The 17,932-nt window shown below is 51.1% G+C and carries 18 protein-coding genes and 1 pseudogene; 9 read left to right on the top strand and 10 right to left on the bottom strand.

What is annotated here, in order from left to right; all coding sequences use genetic code 11:
- Nucleotides 1-390 precede the first annotated feature (390 nt).
- Nucleotides 391-1,292: pseudogene (locus tag DCH402_RS08525) on the bottom strand (LysR family transcriptional regulator).
- 137 nt (nt 1,293-1,429) lie between these two features.
- Between DCH402_RS08525 and DCH402_RS08520 the strand changes: the two are divergent.
- The 6 genes from DCH402_RS08520 (at nt 1,430) to DCH402_RS08500 (ending at nt 5,408) form a co-directional block, all read left to right on the top strand.
- Nucleotides 1,430-2,176: an SDR family oxidoreductase gene (locus DCH402_RS08520; protein ID WP_040000709.1), complete on the top strand. Its 747-nt coding sequence runs from the start codon at nt 1,430-1,432 to the stop codon at nt 2,174-2,176.
- A 79-nt stretch (nt 2,177-2,255) separates the two neighbouring features.
- Entirely contained in the window at nt 2,256-2,939 is a 684-nt protein-coding gene (locus tag DCH402_RS08515; protein WP_040000708.1) for a glutathione S-transferase family protein, read from the top strand.
- A 756-nt stretch (nt 2,940-3,695) separates the two neighbouring features.
- Nucleotides 3,696-3,923: a prevent-host-death protein gene (locus DCH402_RS08510; RefSeq protein ID WP_040000707.1), complete on the top strand. Its 228-nt coding sequence runs from the start codon at nt 3,696-3,698 to the stop codon at nt 3,921-3,923.
- Nucleotides 3,924-3,946: 23 nt separating this feature from the next.
- On the top strand, nt 3,947-4,300 hold the full coding sequence (locus tag DCH402_RS08505) for a hypothetical protein (protein ID WP_040000705.1): 354 nt from the start codon (nt 3,947-3,949) through the stop codon (nt 4,298-4,300).
- 318 nt (nt 4,301-4,618) lie between these two features.
- On the top strand, nt 4,619-4,903 hold the full coding sequence (locus DCH402_RS21220) for a hypothetical protein (protein ID WP_226052167.1): 285 nt from the start codon (nt 4,619-4,621) through the stop codon (nt 4,901-4,903).
- Nucleotides 4,904-4,913: 10 nt separating this feature from the next.
- The gene (locus tag DCH402_RS08500) at nt 4,914-5,408 is read left to right on the top strand and encodes a glutathione peroxidase (protein WP_040000704.1); all 495 of its coding nucleotides are present in this window, start codon (nt 4,914-4,916) and stop codon (nt 5,406-5,408) included.
- A gap of 129 nt (nt 5,409-5,537) precedes the next feature.
- Here DCH402_RS08500 and yajD read toward each other — a convergent pair whose 3' ends face one another.
- The 4 genes from yajD to DCH402_RS08480 all read right to left on the bottom strand — a co-directional run bounded on the left by yajD (nt 5,538) and on the right by DCH402_RS08480 (nt 8,202).
- The gene (gene yajD / locus DCH402_RS08495) at nt 5,538-5,885 is read right to left on the bottom strand and encodes an HNH nuclease YajD (protein WP_038901022.1); all 348 of its coding nucleotides are present in this window, start codon (nt 5,883-5,885) and stop codon (nt 5,538-5,540) included.
- Nucleotides 5,886-6,065: 180 nt separating this feature from the next.
- Nucleotides 6,066-6,491, bottom strand: coding sequence for a glutaredoxin-dependent arsenate reductase (arsC, locus tag DCH402_RS08490; protein ID WP_040000703.1), 426 nt, complete (start codon nt 6,489-6,491; stop codon nt 6,066-6,068).
- Between the two features lie 42 nt (nt 6,492-6,533).
- A complete protein-coding gene (locus DCH402_RS08485) occupies nt 6,534-7,817 on the bottom strand; it encodes an arsenic transporter (RefSeq protein ID WP_040000702.1) in 1,284 nt (427 codons plus the stop codon).
- A gap of 52 nt (nt 7,818-7,869) precedes the next feature.
- Nucleotides 7,870-8,202, bottom strand: a complete 333-nt coding sequence (locus DCH402_RS08480; protein ID WP_040000701.1) for a metalloregulator ArsR/SmtB family transcription factor — start codon at nt 8,200-8,202, stop codon at nt 7,870-7,872.
- Nucleotides 8,203-8,729: 527 nt separating this feature from the next.
- Here DCH402_RS08480 and DCH402_RS23375 point away from each other — a divergent pair.
- The gene (locus tag DCH402_RS23375; protein ID WP_040000700.1) at nt 8,730-8,945 is read left to right on the top strand and encodes a hypothetical protein; all 216 of its coding nucleotides are present in this window, start codon (nt 8,730-8,732) and stop codon (nt 8,943-8,945) included.
- Nucleotides 8,946-9,074: 129 nt separating this feature from the next.
- On the opposite strand, the gene DCH402_RS08470 is transcribed toward DCH402_RS23375, so the two are convergent.
- Nucleotides 9,075-10,859: a glycoside hydrolase family 3 protein gene (locus DCH402_RS08470; protein WP_040000699.1), complete on the bottom strand. Its 1,785-nt coding sequence runs from the start codon at nt 10,857-10,859 to the stop codon at nt 9,075-9,077.
- Nucleotides 10,860-11,400: 541 nt separating this feature from the next.
- Here DCH402_RS08470 and DCH402_RS08465 point away from each other — a divergent pair.
- Complete coding sequence (locus DCH402_RS08465) at nt 11,401-11,934, top strand: hypothetical protein (RefSeq protein WP_040000698.1); 534 nt, start codon at nt 11,401-11,403, stop codon at nt 11,932-11,934.
- Nucleotides 11,935-12,004: 70 nt separating this feature from the next.
- On the opposite strand, the gene DCH402_RS08460 is transcribed toward DCH402_RS08465, so the two are convergent.
- On the bottom strand, nt 12,005-12,346 hold the full coding sequence (locus DCH402_RS08460; protein ID WP_012770170.1) for a GlpM family protein: 342 nt from the start codon (nt 12,344-12,346) through the stop codon (nt 12,005-12,007).
- A gap of 304 nt (nt 12,347-12,650) precedes the next feature.
- Between DCH402_RS08460 and pemB the strand changes: the two genes are divergently transcribed.
- Complete coding sequence (gene pemB, locus DCH402_RS08455) at nt 12,651-13,955, top strand: pectinesterase PemB (RefSeq protein WP_233276339.1); 1,305 nt, start codon at nt 12,651-12,653, stop codon at nt 13,953-13,955.
- A 101-nt stretch (nt 13,956-14,056) separates the two neighbouring features.
- Here pemB and DCH402_RS08450 read toward each other — a convergent pair whose 3' ends face one another.
- The 3 genes from DCH402_RS08450 to DCH402_RS08440 are packed head-to-tail and all read right to left on the bottom strand — an operon-like array spanning nt 14,057 to nt 17,931.
- Nucleotides 14,057-15,325: an HlyD family secretion protein gene (locus DCH402_RS08450; RefSeq protein WP_040000697.1), complete on the bottom strand. Its 1,269-nt coding sequence runs from the start codon at nt 15,323-15,325 to the stop codon at nt 14,057-14,059.
- Complete coding sequence (locus DCH402_RS08445; RefSeq protein ID WP_040000696.1) at nt 15,315-16,760, bottom strand: TolC family protein; 1,446 nt, start codon at nt 16,758-16,760, stop codon at nt 15,315-15,317. The genes DCH402_RS08450 and DCH402_RS08445 overlap by 11 nt, the downstream gene beginning before the upstream one ends.
- Nucleotides 16,750-17,931, bottom strand: coding sequence for an ABC transporter permease (locus DCH402_RS08440; protein ID WP_040000695.1), 1,182 nt, complete (start codon nt 17,929-17,931; stop codon nt 16,750-16,752). The genes DCH402_RS08445 and DCH402_RS08440 overlap by 11 nt, the downstream gene beginning before the upstream one ends.
- Nucleotide 17,932 lies beyond the last annotated feature (1 nt).

Here is a 17,932-nt window from a genome sequence, read left to right as displayed (position 1 = left end):
CTTCTGCTTTGCCACGGGACTGCCTGCGTTGTCAGGGAATGCGTGATCTGATCCTTCAACTCAGCAAAAGTTCGATTTATTCAACAAAGCCTAATTGAGCATAATCCAGATTATCTAAAAGAGTTAAAAAAAATATCATCCATAAATTCGTTAGAAAAAACAAAAAATTAATATAAGTCTAACTCGGATACGGAGACTGTCACGGTCGATATGGACAATAACGTTTTTCGGTCGCTTACGACACCAGAGCGCCATTTGCAGCGCATCACAAACCAGTTGCGCCGTCATTCGCGACGACTACATACTTTATGGGGAGCCGGTCAGTTAAGGGACACAGCCTAAGATTGACTAAATTTTACTAATGATTCAGATATGTTCGTTATCTCAGGCTCATTTCATTGAGTTGTAAACTTTGAATGCGGGATTTTTTTCAAAAATTTCAGCAACAAAATCCATGAACACAATCGCCCGTTTTGGTAAAAGTCGATTAGCAACATAAACGGCTTGAATGGGAACGGGCGGTGCAGTGTAATCAGTCAGTAATAATTGTAAGTTGCCATTTTCCAGTCCCTCCTCGAACAGCCATTCTGGGCCCTGTGCGATCCCAACCCCTGCATTGACAAATTTCTGTACTGCTTCTGGTGAATTGACCCTGAGCCGACCAGAAATAGGAACATTGATATCCTGAAATCTCCAGGTAGCTCCTGTTGTTAGCAAGGTATAGATCAAACAATCATGTTTTTTAAATCCTCTGGGGTATTAGGGGTTCCGTGTTTAGCTAAGTACTTGTTACTGGCAACACAGACTCGCTCATACATGCCAAGTCTGCGGGCACGCATAGCACTGTCCTCCAGGTGTCCAATGCGGATTGCCAGCTCAGCCCCTTCATCAACGAGATTGATATAGCGGTCATTAATCTGTAGCTCGAGTGTTAGCTCAGGGTAGCGTTCTAAAAAATCTGGGATGTGCGGGACTAAGAATGTGTGAGCCAATGCTGTGGGGCAAGCAACGCGTAATAGCCCTGTGGGTGTAACATTTTCTCTGAAAGAAGACTCTGACTCTTCGACGGCCTCCAGAATACGCCTTGCTTCCAAATAATAACGTTCTCCTTCAGGAGTTAGGGAAAGCTTGCGGGTTGATCTGTGAAGTAATCTGGTCTGCAAATGCTCTTCGAGGGTTGCAACATGACGACTCACGTTCGGTTGCCCTAAGCCTAAATCCCTACCGGCTGCGGAAAAGCTGCCTGTTTCAGCGGTACGGACAAAGCATGTCATCAAAAGTAATCTATCCATCCTAAAACCCATTTATGCTTTTAATGCATGAAACATATTTAAGAATACAATCTTATCACTATATGAGCATGAGCTTATAGTGGCTATCAAATCGGTCATTCGCCGATCAGTTGTTAAAACTAACAGGAGATTTTTACATGTCTAGATTACAAGGTAAACGCGCACTGATTACGGGTGGAACAAGTGGTATTGGTCTTGAAACAGCGAAGCTGTTTGTGGCAGAAGGTGCACGCGTAATTGTTACTGGTGTTAACCCTGATTCTATCGCAAAGGCGAAAGTAGAACTTGGTAATGATGTGTTAGTCGTGAGCGCTGATTCCGCTGATGTGAATGCACAGAAAGCTCTGGCTCAAACGGTTAAGGAACACTTTGGTGAACTGGATATCGCTTTCCTGAATGCGGGTATATCAATGTATATGCCCATCGAGGTATGGACAGAAGAGATGTTCGACCGTATTTATGATATCAACGTTAAAGGCCCTTACTTCCTAATGCAGGCACTGCTGCCGGTGTTCGCAAGCTCTGCATCAGTGGTCTTTAATACATCTATAAATGCTCACACCGGACCTGAGAACTCTTCCGTTTATGGCTCAACCAAAGCGGCATTGCTGAACATGTCAAAAACACTTTCTAACGAGTTACTTTCTCGTGGAATTCGTATCAACGCAGTGAGCCCAGGCCCAGTTGACACACCGCTTTACGATAAGGCGGGGATTCCAGTGGAATATCATGATCAAGTGATGAAAGATATCGTTGCAACCATCCCTGCAGGTCGTTTTGGTAAGCCTCAAGAAGTCGCGCAAGCGGTACTTTACTTCGCATCTGATGAGTCTGCCTGGACCGTGGGTTCAGAAATCGTCATCGACGGCGGTGTTTCAATCTAAGCCACCAAAATAAGATTTACCGTTCATCAAGCCCGCCACCTTTTATGGCGGCGGGCTATCATTTTATCTGGAGTTTGAGATGTCTACTCATGACCTAACACTGATTAGCCACCCACTATGTCCCTTTGTGCAGCGTTCAGCGATCGTTCTTCTCGAAAAAAATGTGCCATTTGAACGCGTAAATGTAGACCTATCGGCGAAGCCTGATTGGTTTCTTGCTCTGTCACCCACTGGCAAGGTGCCGCTACTTAAAGTGCGTCAGGCAAACGGCGAAGATGCCATTATTTTCGAGAGCATGGTGATCTGCGAATACCTTAATGAAACGCAAGACGGTGATTCGATGTATGCTGACGATGCATTAGTAAGAGCCCGACAGCGCGCATGGATCGAGTTCTCTACATCAATGCTTGGAAATGCATGGCAATTTTTAAATGCGACTGATCAGGCCATTGCAGACAGCAAACGCGCGGTGTTCCGTGAGCAACTTGAACGTATTGAATCCGAATTGAGCTTAGGGCCTTATTTCTCTGGTGCCGAATTCAGTATGGTTGATGCGGTCTACGCGCCTATTTTCCGTTACTTCTCCATCATCGATGCATCAGTATCTGAGGCGATTTTTGAGGGACTTCCGCGTGCTTGCGCATGGATAGCTACACTTGCGGAAAGGGAAAGCGTAAAAGCCGCTGTATCATCAGATTATGCAGAACTTTTCCAAAATCATCTTCGTCAGCATTCTGCAATTCTCGCTACTTGGAGATATTAACTGGGAAACCGTGACCTGCTCCCCGTTGATTAAAACACGGCAATGTTAATAATTCCGCCACCAACTGAGAGAACAATTTTGAACTTCCGCTCCTCGATCAAAGCTGCCTGTTATGAAAGCTTAACGTAAGATTTTTCCCGTCTTCCAAGAGGGCTACTTACAGTATTAAGTAGCCGCTTGCCTCTCCTTTCTCTAGGGTGTGTCCCTTAACCTCCTTGCATATTAAAAATTGCTGCAGGAATCATTTCCGAAATGTGATTTTTGGTTGAATATTGCGCGATTCGAGGCATTCTTTATCGCTTAAAAGCATTTTTTGCATAGTGATAACAATGCTGTTCTGTACAAAAAATAGTTACGGGGCACACCCTAAAAATCATGGCTGGTTAATCCATTTCCAGCAAGAAGGTACGTGGAAATTCTCAGTTAGTACGCATTCATCTAAATACTAAGGTTTTTTCAAAATTTTCTTAGCATCTAGACATAATCCCCTCATGAAGAACCATGTTGACTCATCTTTCAATTTTCAGAACACATTGACAAAAGACCAAATATAGTTCATATTAAGACCACTCCATCAAGAGTACCTCAGAAGGCGGCTGATGAGGTTACAATCTGAATGTTTTAAAGAAGCGGCTTAACTGCCGTATGTGTTACCGACTACTTTGCGTCGGCACGGAGTGATAAATACTCATGATGTTTGAGAAACCTTCGTAATTTTGTACGTATTTAATTGCCCCTTGTGGGGTAGGAGTTACTATGAGAGTAGAAACTATTAGCTATATAAAAAAGCACGCCGCTGCGCTTGAACTTTCTGAGCCAATACTGGTTACTCAGAATGGCATGCCTGCTTATGTTATTGAATCTTTTGAAGAAAGAAAGAGACGTGATGATTCTATCGCTCTTTTAAAGCTTTTAACTATTTCAGAAAAGGATAAAGTCGAGGGGCGTGTATTCACACGTGACCAGATATTGGCAAGTATATAACTTGTAAATAACTGGGAGCTAAAATGGCAAAAAATAAAACTGATATTGAAGTAAATGTAGTTTATACCGAAACTGCAAAATTTTGCGTTAACAAAATAGCTCTATTTTTACGTAGTAAGAATTTAGAACCGCTTTCTATTCTGACTGCTGCAACTCAAGAATTTGAAGATAAAGTTAAAGTTTTCCCTACAGGCTGTCCTATTTCACCACAGCTTTCAAAGATTGGCTGTACGAAGTACCGTGAGTGCAATACGGGAAATGGCTACCGTATTTTGTATTCATTGAATGATGAACAAACAGAAGTAACGGTTCATATTATTCAGTCACAACGTGAAGACATTCAACAACTGCTTTTTGACCGAATGATCGAACGTTAATTTTTTACAAATACTAAAAACCACCATCTGAGTGGCTTTTAGTATTAAATCAGATAAATATCTATACCCAAAATAATTCGAGTTGCAGGAAGACGGCGACGCAGCGAATCCCCGGGAGCTTACTCAAGTAAGTGACTGGGGTGAGCGACAAATCTGCCGGGAGCAGATTTGAACGCAGCTCGCTACGGCCCGTAGGGCGAGGCCCAGAGATGGGCCGAGTAATAAAGCCAACGCACCTGCAACTTGAAGTATGACGGGTATATAGCCAAACTCTCTTTCTTACTTTCCACAAGTACATAGCCTCTCATCGATACAGATATGAAAGACGACAAAAAACATAACCAACAATCAAGATCGTCCGGTTGGGGCGGGAAACGTATCGGTGCAGGTGCTCCCGCTGGTAACACCAATGCGGTGAAACATGGGGAACGCAGCCGCCAGGCATTCTTTCCTTTGGCTGGAGATAATGGGCGATTCACGCAGTTGCAATTGCTACGAGTAAGAAACCTACTCCTTGCTGAACGTGTAGGCGAGTTGATGCACAGCTCTCTTTCTTTGGGTACAGCCGAGTGGCGCGAGTTTATGTTGCTAGATGGGATTTGAGGATTCCGATATGACTTCCTTTCATCAACTTACAGCCACCAGTCTGGGTGGCCAGCTTATCGCTATGGCCGACTACGCGGGTAAGGTGGTTCTGGTCGTTAATACCGCCAGCCATTGCGGCTTCACGCCACAATACGGCGGCCTTGAAGCGCTCTACCAGAAATACGCCGCCCAGGGTTTGGTGGTGCTGGGTTTCCCCTGCAACCAGTTCGGTAAACAGGAACCCGGCGACGCCGACGAAATCGCGCAGACTTGTCACATTAACTATGGCGTGAGCTTCCCGATGTTCGAGAAAGTAGAGGTCAACGGAACTGCAGCGCACCCGGTGTTTCGTTATCTGAAAAACGAATTGCCTGGCGTGCTGGGTGGGCGAATCAAGTGGAACTTCACTAAGTTCCTGATCGGTCGCGACGGTAAACCGCTCAAGCGTTTTGCACCGTTCACCACCCCGGAGAAAATGGAAGCCACAATCCTTGCGGCACTTGAAATCTCAGTGTTTCGATAATTCGAACCATTCAATTTTAGAGCGCTCACGAACAACTCATTATCCGTGGGAGGATAACTTCCGCTGTTCGCTCGTATCAGCCTCGCTTCAATGTCTGCAGTACTTAGCCAAAAGCGGATGTTGCTGGCGCTATTTCTTCTTATTAAGCATCGACTTGAGATCGGCAAAGGGATTATAGGTTGCTACACCAACATCTTTTTGCGCGTCTTCCCCCGCCACAACGGTTGTGCCGTACTGCTCGGCTTCCGTGTACTTCGAGTGTTCGTGGTCATGGCAATACAGACACAACAACTCCCAGTTGCTGCCATCTTCCGGGTTATTGGTATGATCGTGATCGATATGATGAACTGTTAATTCACGTAGGTTTGAATAAACAAACTCCCGTGAGCAGCGCCCACACACCCATGGATAGATTTTTAGTGCTTTCTCACGGTAACCGCTTTCCAGCCGCGAGTAGTTTTTGGGGATCAAAACCATTGCCGATGCCACCTGTTATTTATAAAGAGGTAATTTTACAATATATCCCATATCTGGAACAGAAAGAGACGCTTCGTCGTAGTCCGTTTTTCTCGCTTAGCAGAGGGTCAGCAACTAATCTCCACCAGCACAGAGAACGGCATTCCAGTTCCCAAGATGCAACATCGCTGTCACTCGCAGCTAATTAACACGCTTTCCCTGTTTATCAACCACTTGCTCGCCATCCTCTTTAATGAATGCGCCTTGCTGTGCATCAGGCAAAATATCCAGCACTACTTCTGATGGGCGGCATAGCCGGGTGCCAAGCGGCGTGACCACAATCGGGCGGTTGATCAATATGGGGTGAGCCAGCATAAATGTGATCAATTGTTCATCGCTGAAGCTATCGTCAGCCAGACCTAACTCGCTATAAGGCTCAACGTTTTGGCGCAGCAGCATACGTGGGGTAATGCCCATCGCGCTAATCAGCCCCTCAAGTTCCGCTCTGGAGGGTGGCGTTTCAAGGTAGTGGATAACGGTGGGTTCAACACCGCTATTACGAATCAGCGCCAGTGTATTGCGGGATGTGCCGCACACCGGGTTGTGGTAGATAGTAATCTCTGTCATTGCCCTATTCTCTTTGAAAGCCTGCGTTGAAGGCCACGCCGGTTAGATAGAAAGACGCAGCGCCAGCGCTGCCAGCGTTACGAACAGCACCGGTAACGTCATCACCACGCCCACGCGGAAATAATACCCCCAACTGATGCGAATCTCTTTTTGCGCCAGCACGTGCAACCACAGCAGCGTGGCAAGGCTGCCGATAGGGGTCAATTTGGGGCCTAAATCACAGCCGATAATGTTGGCGTAAATCATTGCCTCACGAATGACGCCATCAGCCGCAGAAGCATCAATCGACAATGCGCCGATAAGCACCGTCGGCATATTGTTCATCACCGATGACAACACTGCCGTGAGGAAACCGGTGCCGATTGTCGCAGTCCATAATCCCTGCGCGGCAAAATCATTCAACACACGTGTCAGAGAATCCGTCAGTCCGGCATTACGCAGACCATACACCACCAGATACATGCCCAGTGAAAACACCACAATCTGCCAGGGCGCACCGCGCAATACTGTGCCGGTATCAATGATGGCCCCTCGCCGGGCGACCAGCCAGAGGATCACGGCGGCCACCGTTGCGACCAGGCTGACAGGTACGCCCAGCGGCTCCAACACGAAAAAACCGCCTAACAACAGTGCCAGTACAAACCATCCGGCGTTAAACGTCTGCCTGTCGCGAATTGCCGCCGCGGGGTCTTTCAGCTTGTTCAAATCATAATCAGTTGGAATGTCCCGACGAAAAAACAGATGCAGCACAACCAACGTAGCAACGACAGCGGCGATATCCACCGGAATCATCACCCACGCATAGGTATTGAAATCGATACGAAAGTAATCCGCCGTGACGATATTAACCAGATTAGAGACTACCAGCGGCAGACTGGAGGTATCAGCAATAAACCCGGCGGCCATCACAAAGGCCAGCGTTGCACCGCGGCTAAAACCCAGCGCGGTCAGCATCGCCACGACTATTGGCGTCAGGATCAGCGCGGCGCCATCATTCGCAAACAGCGCAGCGACCAATGCCCCCAGCACAATCATCAGCGTGAACAGTCGTTTGCCGCGGCCCTGTCCTTTGCGCGCCATATGCAGCGCCGCCCACTCAAAAAAACCCGACTTATCGAGCAGTAAGCTGATAATAATCACCGCAATGAACGTCGTCGTCGCGTTCCAGACGATGTGCCACACCACGGGAATATCTTCCAACTGAATCACCCCGGTCGCCCAGGCCAGCACCGCCCCAAACGACGCGCTCCAGCCAATCCCCAACCCCCGCGGCTGCCAAATGACCAGAATTAACGTCAGTATAAAAACGACTGCAGCCAGTAACATGCCATGCCCCCATCAACACATATGAAATAACGAATATATAAAGATAAATTTTTTATTCACAAACCCGCTGATGACCAAGCCGTTTTATCACGCCGGCAACAGCGTGACGTTGGCTTAACCACGCCTGTTCGATAATCGCGGCGCACCAGGCCGGCATATGGAGCGAAAGCCGATAATGAATCCATTTACCCTGGCGGCGATCCACGAGCAGCCCGGCATCCCGCAATAGTGCAAGATGGCGGGAAATCTTGGGCTGAGGCTCCTGTAACCCCTCACATAAATCGCACACACACAACTCACCCGCTTCTCGCAACAACAGCACGATCGAAAGGCGAGTTTCATCAGACAACGCTTTAAACAGCTCCTGCGGGGTCAAGGTAGTCATGAAATTCTCCAGAAAGCGCCCTTATATAGGTTAAATCAGATATGTTTATCATAGCAACCATTGCTTGCTGGCAATAACCGCTAAACGACAAAAGTCGGATAATGCATTTAAATCGTTTTTTACTTGCGTTATTTTGAGTGTCATTAAATCCGACGGGTAGATCCAGAAGCTGACAAAACTCACCCGTTCGATCGTATATTTGCTTCTTGCTTATACCCGTCATACTTCAAGTTGCAGGTGCGTTGGCTGCGTTCGTTCACCCGAATCACTTACCTGAGTAAGCTCATCGGGATGAAATGAGAGACATCCTGTCTCTCACCAGAGGCCAGTTGTTGGCTGGTCAAATTCGTTCCCGACGAATTTGTCTCTCTCTTGCCGCGTTACAAGGCTCTATGAGCCTTGCCCTGAAGGGCCAACGCGTTGCGTTGTTCAAAACGCAACACGTTTTGTCCTGCAACTCGAATTATTTTGGGTATATGCCAGTAGAAAGAAGATATTAAGGTAGAGAAACCAGAACATGACGAAAAATGAATACACGTCATTCCACGTTCGATTTTCTTCAGATGTTCATTGCGCGAGATTGTATTGGGGTGAAGGCCCATCACAGTGTCAGCATCATTAACAAAGAGATATTCTTCGCGCTGGGCATCAACAGACGGACAGAAAGCGCTGCCGGGCATGTGGCTGGTCGACAATGGGGGAGCAATATCGAGTCAGGTGACCGCCTGAGCGGTCACTTCTGAGAAAAGGCGTTTACACAGAATCGTGTACAGGGTCTTTATTAGTGCTGATTTTGTGGGGATCTCTCAGCCCTTTAAGGCGACTCCAGTATTAGAAATAACCCTCGCTACACGTTTCTGCACCTTATCAAACTACCAGCTCAGCCCAAACCCACGAGGGAACGCTACCGTACATGTATTCGTTTCCACATCGAAATTACGCCAGGTATTGACCGGCAGTTTTCCCTGGGGCGTGAGTTTCCCTGTTAGCACGTCTGCCAAAGAGATCATTGAGTGACCACGCCAAATACCGTTGTCATACCCGTAATAGGAATAGGTGGCCACAGCTGCATCTACATCTTCGGCATAGCTGACAATATCGTATGGCGCGCGCAGTGAAAGATGAACGCGTTTTTTCCCCAAACCAGCGGCATATTTCAACCAGCCGGTATAAGGATTATTATCTTTTGTTCCGCCGGTAACGACGCCATCCTGTTCAACCGGTGTAAAGCGGGTTGACAGTGTCCCGAGCAAAAATACGTCACAGCCGTCAATATGCTCTCTGACCTGCGCGTCACTAAGCTCTGTTTCCTTTGCGGCAACGACGTTCTGGTATCCATCTTGAGTCATCACGGTCGCAACACCGTGGGCCTGCTCGCCCCAAGGGGTCAGGATAAAATAGCGCAGGGTTTTGTCCTTTAAGGGCAACAGCGATTGCTGGTTTATAACCACAGTAATCGAGCGATCGGCGATACATTTTTCCAGTTCATGCTCTGACGGAGAAGCTCCGGCAGTGGCGGTTTCTTCTTCACCCAGCAGGTTATACCGTTTCTTGAGGTTTAAAATGCGTTCGACCGATGCATCGATATCGTCTTCGCTGATACGATCTTTTTTAACCATTTCCACAATGTAGCGGATAAGATCCGGCAGAAGGCTAGCCTGAGAAGGTGATGTAATGCTGACAGGCATCAGGGCAATATCCACCCCGGCGGCAAATACGTTTTCAATGGCCTCTTCCTGGCTGAAATGGTCGGCAATCGCCCCCATATCCAACGCATCCGAAATCGTCACGCCAGCATAACCTAGCTCACCGCGCAGGATATTGGTCTGGATTTCGCGTGACATGGTTGCAGGCACTGTAATTTTTTCACCGTTGCGGGTGATAACCTGACTGTTATCCAGTGCCGGGTACTGAATATGCGCAGTCATGACCATATCCGGAGCCACCTGGTTATCAATCGCCTGTTTATAAGGCGCGATATCAATGGCAAAGGCATCTTCCCGTGAGCGATCGACGCGAGGAAGGCCGGTATGTGAATCAGTGGACGTACTGCCGTGCCCAGGAAAGTGTTTATAGGTGGTGATAAGCCCCTGTTGTCTCATCCCTGCTGTGATTTTTTCAGCCAGACGGGAAACGGTGTTTTCGTCATCGCTGAGTGCACGTACGTTAATTACTGGGTTGAAAGGATTGGTGTTAACATCGACGACTGGTGCAAAGTTGGTATTGATATGCAAAGAGAGCATATCCTGGGCCATCAGTTTGCCCTGTTCAACGGCAAGTTGATCATCGGCTTCCCCATTAATGGCCGCGGAGAGGGCCATATTGCCGGGAAATGAAGAGTAATCACCGCGTGGTAGCCGAAAAACATTACCGCCTTCGTTATCCGTGCCAATAAACAAACGAATGTCCGCGCGGGTTTTCATCGCAGCATACCAGGCTGTCAACGTTTTGATCTGCTGCTGATCTTTAAGATTATTGGCAAACAGAATCACGCCACCGACGTGGTTATCCGTGATTAACTTGCCGATGGTTTCATCAGGAGCAATCATATCCTGATTGCTGCTACCGGTCGGCTCCCAGTAGCGAAAATCCAGCATGATTTTTTGCCCGATTTTCTCTTCCAAAGTCATGTTTTTTACTTTCTGTTTAATATTCATAGTAAATCCCCTTTTTAAAGCACCAGTGAATGACAAGATAAAAAATATCCCTAAAAGCTCGAAGCAACCTGTCATTTTGTTTGTGTCAGTGATAGGACAAAGGACACTTGCGAATTTATTAAACAAAGAATAAAAAAATATTGAGATCAATGAATTAATAGACATATAAACATGCGTAAAAAACTGATTGCCTTACTGATTTTTGTGGTAGTGATTGAACTGTTGTTATTGCTGGTGCCCTGGGATCGCTTCTGAGTCCCTGACAACTGTAACCATAAGCAAATAAATCGTTCAGAGAATCCGTCAGTCGACGTAAGATAGACGCATTCTTATATACCCTAAATAATTCGAGTCGCAAGAAGGCGGCGACGCAGCGAATCCCCAGGAGCTTACTCAAGTAAGTGACTGGGGTGAGCGAGGAAAGCCAACGCACCTGCAACTTGAAGTATGACGGGTATATTATTATCGCCAGGCGCATACGGTCCCTGTCCCCCGTCAGGTGCCAGGCTCACACCATCGCAACCACATCACGAGGGATCACATGAACAAGCCACATACTTCTTTGCTGGCGCTTGCCCTGTCGCTGCTGTCGCTGACGGCATCGGCTGCCGACGGTTACAAAAACCTGAAATTCGGCGCATCCGCCGCCACCATCCGGCAACAGGCGAATTGTTCACTGCGTGGCCCGGAAATGATTCTGGGACAGACCGTGTACATCTGCCCTGACTTTAGTTTTGCCGATAAAAAAACCCAGGCGATATTCAGTTTCAACGGCGACAAGTTTAACCGTCTGGCAATCTCAATCGCGCTGCCCGATGTGCCAGGCGTCGTGGAAGGGCTGAAGAGTAAATACGGCATGACGGCACCGTTGTCCGCCAGCGACGTGGATACCTTCATGAACAAGCCGAACACCCGCGTGACCGCTCGGTTCGATAAAAACAATATTACGCTGGTGTTCGACAATAGCATCGACAATCAGAAAGCTATTTATCTGGTGTACAACGCTGAAAACAGCGTCAGCGCCGGCCCAACCGCTGCACCGGCCACCCGCGGCATCACCAAAGACGACCTGTAACGACGGCATACGACATCGCTGCCCGGCGCTCGCCGGGTGCGGTTTTCGGTCAGACCCGCTCCGTGCCGCCTTATCCGGCGTGGTAGCCGCTCCAGATTTTCACCAGCGCCGCCGCCGACAGACTCCAGCACACCACCGCCAGCATCAGTGCCGGCGGCAAACGCATCACGCCGGTAAAGTAATAGAGCGAAATCAGGTACACCAGATAGGGGATCACCGCCCAGATGCCGAACAGAATCGTGGCGCGCAGCGCTTCCACGCCGCGTTCCGTTCCCACGATGTAATGCGCTATCAGCGCAAACGTCGGGAATAACGGCACCAGCCCGGCAATGTAGTAATTACGGGTTTTGGCCAGCAGGCCAATCAATACCACCACGATCGCGCCCAGCGCCGCTTTTATCAGTAATGCCATGTTTGTGATGTTCAATTATCAGTGTGCCATTCGGCTCGTCTGTCACGTCCGCCCTTTCCGCCTGATCGACCCGGCAGTTGCTTCTATATCTAACAGAAAACCCGCTAATATCTAACAGAAAACTCGCCAAAAAACAGGATTGACGCCTTGTTTGTGGCAACCGTTCGCAGATAGAAATGAAACACAGGTTTATTTTTAAAAATTTATGATCCCGCTTCGCGTTTTTTTGTCCTGGGTTGCGTAGGCTGCCACAGCCTGATGCCGATCCGCCCTTAACATGACCGCAACCCAAGAGGAGCACGCTGTGAGTCTGACACACTTTTCCGGGCTGACCGCCGCGGTGTCTATGTCAATTCTCCTGACCGCCTGTGGCAGCCAGATGCCGAATCATTCGGCGCGTTTTCAGCCGGTTTTTCCCGGCACCGCCGGTCGCCCGGTGCTGTCGGCACAGGAAGCCGAACGCTTCACACCACAACACTATTTCGCCCACGGCGGTGAATACGCCCGACCGATAACGGATGGCTGGACGCCAACCCCGATTGAAACCGCACATGTCACCGCCGCTTATGTCGTCGGCCCGCGCGTGAGTGTAGCCGGCGTTACCCACACCAGCATTCAGCAAGCGGTGAATGCCGCGCTGCGTCAGCATCCAGGCCAGACGCGGGTATACATCAAACTGCTGCCAGGCACCTACACCGGTACGGTATACATCCCCGAGGGCGCGCCGCCACTGACGTTATTCGGTGCCGGTGATCGGCCGGAACAGGTAGTCGTGTCGCTGGCGCTGGATTCAATGATGTCGCCGGCCGACTACCGCGCCCGCGTCAATCCGCACGGTCAGTATCAGCCGACCGATCCGGCCTGGTATATGTACGATGTATGCGCTTCAAAACCGGGCACAACCATCAATACCACCTGTTCAGCCGTGATGTGGTCACAGAGCAACGATTTTCAGTTGAAAAACCTGACGGTGGTGAATGCGCTGCTGGATACGGTAGACAGCGGTACGCATCAGGCCGTTGCGCTACGTACCGACGGCGACCGGGTGCAACTGGAAAACGTTCGCCTGCTCGGCCGTCAGGACACTTTTTTCGTCAATACCAGCGATCGCCAAAACGACTATGTTACCGATCATTACAGCCGCGCCTACATCAAAGACAGCTACATTGAAGGGGATGTGGATTATGTGTTCGGTCGCGCCACTGCCGTGTTTGACGGGGTGCGATTCCATACCGTGTCGAGCCGTGGCTCAAAAGAAGCCTATGTGTTCGCACCAGACAGTATTTCGTCGGTGAAATACGGCTTTCTGGTGATCAACAGCCTGTTAACCAGCGACAGCGGTTATCGCGGCGCGCGGAAAGCCAAACTGGGGCGCGCCTGGGATCAGGGCGCGAAACAGACGGGTTACCTGCCGGGGAAAACCGCCAACGGCCAGTTGGTGATCCGCGACAGTACCATTGACAGCAGCTACGACCTCACCAACCCGTGGGGTGCCGCCGCCACGACCGACCGGCCATTCAACGGCAATATCAACCCGCAACGCAATCTGGACGACATCCACTTCAACCGGTTGTGGGAGTACAACACCCAAGTGCTGCTGCGAGAGTAATGCCGGTATGTCGTATTGCCTCCAACTGAAGCGAGGCGCCAGGCCGGCGCCTCTGTTTTCTTAATACACTCATTTCTTAATACACTCATTTCTTAATACACTCAGCGGGCGGCGGCGGCATGGCAACACTCCCACTTTCGAACCTCGCCGGGTTCCAGCCCTTTCACCAGAATGCCCTGAGGCAACGGACTGACGACGTCAATCCGCCTCACTTCCGGCGCTGACTGTGGTGTGGGGCGATAATAAACCGCCGTCTTCCCCTGCTCGTCCTGGCCGATCTCATCCGGTAACAGCACCATGCCTTTCGGATCGGAAACAAGGGTGATGGTTATCAGTGCGGACATACCAAACCGCGGCACCGCCTGCCCGGCGTGGCAGCAATCGAGATTGAAGACGACATCATAGGTGGCGCCGGGCTGCCCTTCGGCGTAATTGGCCTGCGGGCTGACCATCCGTAACGTACCGGCCAGCGGCTGGCCGGGCAGCGCCTCGCTGGTCAGCGTGACGGGCATGCCCGGTCGCAAATGGTCGATATCGGCTTCGTCGGCTTTGGCCCGCGCATCAAAGCGCGTCACGCCCGCCAGCATGAATAACGCCTCCCCCGCGCCGACACGCTGGCCTAGCCGGGGAAAGGCAATCTTATCCTTATCGTCGTTTTGTATGCGAACGGCATAGCCGTCACCGGGCGCATACAGCCAACCATGTGCCTGCTGGTCACGAATTTGCTGTAATTTCTGTTCGGCGTTATTCAACTCCAGTTCAGCCACCGTCTGATTTTCCGCACTTCCCGACGCCCGTGCGGATGTCAGCGCCTGACGCGCCGCCTGTAATTCCAGGCGGCGGTTGGCCAGTTGCTGAACCAGGCTGTCGCGCTCCGAACGTGCAATAATCCCTTGTTGATACAGCGGTTGTGCCGCATTCAGCTGGCTGACGGCGTCCCGTTCGCTCATTTCCGCCATGATCAACGCCCGCTGAGCCGACATCACTTCATTGCTGTTTTCCCAGGCGCGTAAATTTCTCAGCGACTGACGCGCCTTGAGAAATTGTGCCTGCCCATCGCGATACTCAATCTGCAACGGGGTGGTATCCAACGCCAGCAGGGGATCGCCTTTATGCACTTCTTGCCCATCCTGTACGTTCAACTGGCTGATATGACTATCAAAAGGGGCGCTGACCACATATTGCTCCGCCGCCTGCACGTGCGCCAACAGCGTAATATGGTTTTCCACCGGCGATGGCGTGACAGCGCGCCATTGTGTCCCGGTTTCGCTTTCGGTCTTGGCCGGCCACGATAAAAACGCCGAGACCGCCGCCAGAATGATTACCCCTCCATACAACACCCGTCGTCGCCAACGAATATTACCGATCATTCTGCTCTATTCCCCAGTGGTTAAGGGTGGTGCCCAGCACGCGATCCAGCTCAGCACGCGCGTTGAGATAGGCGATCTGCGCGGACACGCGCGCACTTTGCGCAGCGCGCAGACTGGTCTGGTAGCTCAGCACCTGAAAGTTCGATGAACGCCCTGCCAGTAGCTTGGCCTGCTCCGCCTGCAATGTTTTTTCCGACAGTCGCGTCAGGCGATCGGCAATCAAAAACTGCTGCCAGTTGCTATTAAGCGCGTTGACCTGCTGCGTGACCGTTTCTTCCAGTTGCTGACGCACATCCGCCATCTGCAATAGTTGTATTTTCCCCGCCACCCAGGCGCGCTGCTCTTCCTGACGCGCCTGCAGGTCGTTCAACGGAATGGAGACATTCAGGCCGACATAGCGCTGCCAGCGGCCATCATCCTCGATATCTGCCGCCCGGGTATTCACTCGCCCGGCCCCGGCGACCAGATCCACCCCCCACAGGCGCTGGTTTTTCGCCTGCATCAGGTAGATCTGCTGTTTGTCCGCCGTGAGTTGCTGAATCAGATAATCAGGTTGACTTTTCATCGCCAACGCGATCGCCTGCGGCGCTTTCAGGGTGATCGGGTGTATGTCGAGGCGATCGCTGGCGCTCAACGGCGTACGGGTGTCAATGCCCAATAAACCGTTCAGAGCCAGACGTCGCTCATTCAGGGCATTCTCCTGCTGTTCCAGGCTTAACTGCTGCGAGGACATATCGGCATCGCTCTGGAGTCTGTCGAGCGCCGCCTGCCTGCCGCTGTCAATCAATGCCTGCATCACGTCGCGCTGGGCGCTGGCCCGTTGCAGCGACTCCTGCGCCAGCATCACCCCTTGCTGCGCCTCCAGCAAGCCGTAGTAAGCCTGAACAATCTGCGTAATGGTGTCTGTCATCTGCTTTTGCTGGTTCAGGTGACCAATGCGCTCATCAAGCCGGGCCAGACGCACCGGTGCGGTATTGAATTCAACACCGGCGCCCTTTAACAACGGCTGTACGACATTGACCGAGTTTCCCAGACTGCGGGAACTTCCTGCCGATGACTGGCCGGAATAGTCATCGTCCCAGTCAGCCTCAAACTGCGTGCCCAATGGCGTCAACAAGCTGGCGGAAAGACCGGCATGATTTTCCTGCCCTGGCAGCTGCGCCCCCATGTTGTGACGATACTGATTGTTCAACACCAGATGCGGCCGAAAACCATCTTCGGCAACCAGCAAATCAAACTTGTCCATCAGCCGGGTTAACGCAACGCTTTTCAGCGTATTACTGTTACGCACACCCAGTGCGACGGCATCGGCCAGCGTAAGCGGCACCCGCGCCGGTGATAACGTCGCTCCGGCTGTCGCACCGTTCGCCAGCGATGACCAGGGCGCTACCAATAACGATAAAAAAGCGATGGCATACGCCGGGTTAATGTTCACGTAACGCCTCCGCAGGGGATAAACGAGCGGCGGTCAACGAGGGTTTCAGACCAAAAAAGACCGCCAGTACCAACGAACTGCCAATAGCCAGTGGAAACACCCACGGATCGACCATCAGCGGCCAGTCGGCGTAACGGGTATAAGCCCAGGCGAGCAGCGCCCCTGCTACGCTGCCCAGCACCGCGCCGGGGAGTGAAAGCAGAGCGGCTTCCAACAGAAACAACACGCCGATATCCAGCGAACGGGCGCCAATAGCCTGACGCAGGCCGATCTCATGCCGACGCGTCGACACACTCATCACCATGACGTTCATGACGCCAATACCGCCCATCAACAGCGCCACGGCGGCCAGTGCCGCCAGCAGGTAGCGGAAGGTCGCATTTTGTTGCGCCATGCTGTCGATGAGTTGCTGCTGGAGCTGAATCTGGATCGTCCGCGTCGGCAACATCTGCTCAAGCCAGGGTCGGATAGCATCGACAACCGACGTCAGGAGCGTGGTCGACGTCACTTGTATGTACAGCAGGTCTGTGGTCGCAAAAGGTGAAATCCGCATGATGGTATCCAGCGGTACCAATACGACATGGTCGGCCGCCTGCCCGCCGATTGATAACGTCGCTGATTTCAGGGTACCAATCACATCAAAGGCGTAATGGCCGAGCGGGAAAGTGCGCGCCGGGGCAGGACCCGAAAGCCGGGAGGCCAGATCCGCACTGACAATGGCATAGGTGCTGCGGCTGTCGTAACGGGAAAACGCCCGCCCCTGCGCCAGCGTCAATCCCAGCAACGGCATCAGATCGGGCGTAGAGCCGATCACCATCAACGGGACGCCGTTCTCATCCCCCTTCTGCGGCAACGAGGTATTCCAGCGCGCTACCGGAACAACACGCCGGATGCCATGGTGCACATGAGACAGCACCGACAGATCCAGCTTGACAGGCAACAACAGTACCGGCGAGTGGCTGTCTTCCTTGATGCCGATATCGACCACAATGATATCGCCGCCCAAATGGTCAAACGCACTCAATGCCATCTGTTGGGCGCTTTTGCCCAGCATTAACAGCGTCACCACCAATGCGCTGCCCACACCGATGCCCAACATCGCCAACGACGCACGCTGATGGAAGGCGATCAGGTTGCGGCAGGCTTCAAGCCATTGTTGCATCACATTCATG

This window comes from Dickeya chrysanthemi NCPPB 402, assembly GCF_000406105.1.
Lineage (GTDB): Bacteria > Pseudomonadota > Gammaproteobacteria > Enterobacterales > Enterobacteriaceae > Dickeya > Dickeya chrysanthemi.
This window is presented reverse-complemented; position numbering and strand designations above follow the sequence as displayed.

What these genes read in the sequence shown, in the direction of transcription:
- arsC (WP_040000703.1), bottom strand. Translation starts at nt 6,491, where the DNA reads ATGACAGAGATTACTATCTACCACAACCCGGTGTGCGGCACATCCCGC.
- DCH402_RS08450 (WP_040000697.1), bottom strand. Translation starts at nt 15,325, where the DNA reads ATGATCGGTAATATTCGTTGGCGACGACGGGTGTTGTATGGAGGGGTA.
- DCH402_RS21220 (WP_226052167.1), top strand. Translation starts at nt 4,619, where the DNA reads ATGAAAGACGACAAAAAACATAACCAACAATCAAGATCGTCCGGTTGG.
- DCH402_RS08485 (WP_040000702.1), bottom strand. Translation starts at nt 7,817, where the DNA reads ATGTTACTGGCTGCAGTCGTTTTTATACTGACGTTAATTCTGGTCATT.
- DCH402_RS08465 (WP_040000698.1), top strand. Translation starts at nt 11,401, where the DNA reads ATGAACAAGCCACATACTTCTTTGCTGGCGCTTGCCCTGTCGCTGCTG.
- yajD (WP_038901022.1), bottom strand. Translation starts at nt 5,885, where the DNA reads ATGGTTTTGATCCCCAAAAACTACTCGCGGCTGGAAAGCGGTTACCGT.
- DCH402_RS08510 (WP_040000707.1), top strand. Translation starts at nt 3,696, where the DNA reads ATGAGAGTAGAAACTATTAGCTATATAAAAAAGCACGCCGCTGCGCTT.
- DCH402_RS08515 (WP_040000708.1), top strand. Translation starts at nt 2,256, where the DNA reads ATGTCTACTCATGACCTAACACTGATTAGCCACCCACTATGTCCCTTT.
- DCH402_RS08440 (WP_040000695.1), bottom strand. Translation starts at nt 17,931, where the DNA reads ATGAATGTGATGCAACAATGGCTTGAAGCCTGCCGCAACCTGATCGCC.
- DCH402_RS08500 (WP_040000704.1), top strand. Translation starts at nt 4,914, where the DNA reads ATGACTTCCTTTCATCAACTTACAGCCACCAGTCTGGGTGGCCAGCTT.
- DCH402_RS08480 (WP_040000701.1), bottom strand. Translation starts at nt 8,202, where the DNA reads ATGACTACCTTGACCCCGCAGGAGCTGTTTAAAGCGTTGTCTGATGAA.
- DCH402_RS08470 (WP_040000699.1), bottom strand. Translation starts at nt 10,859, where the DNA reads ATGAATATTAAACAGAAAGTAAAAAACATGACTTTGGAAGAGAAAATC.
- DCH402_RS08520 (WP_040000709.1), top strand. Translation starts at nt 1,430, where the DNA reads ATGTCTAGATTACAAGGTAAACGCGCACTGATTACGGGTGGAACAAGT.
- DCH402_RS08505 (WP_040000705.1), top strand. Translation starts at nt 3,947, where the DNA reads ATGGCAAAAAATAAAACTGATATTGAAGTAAATGTAGTTTATACCGAA.
- DCH402_RS08460 (WP_012770170.1), bottom strand. Translation starts at nt 12,346, where the DNA reads ATGGCATTACTGATAAAAGCGGCGCTGGGCGCGATCGTGGTGGTATTG.
- DCH402_RS23375 (WP_040000700.1), top strand. Translation starts at nt 8,730, where the DNA reads ATGAATACACGTCATTCCACGTTCGATTTTCTTCAGATGTTCATTGCG.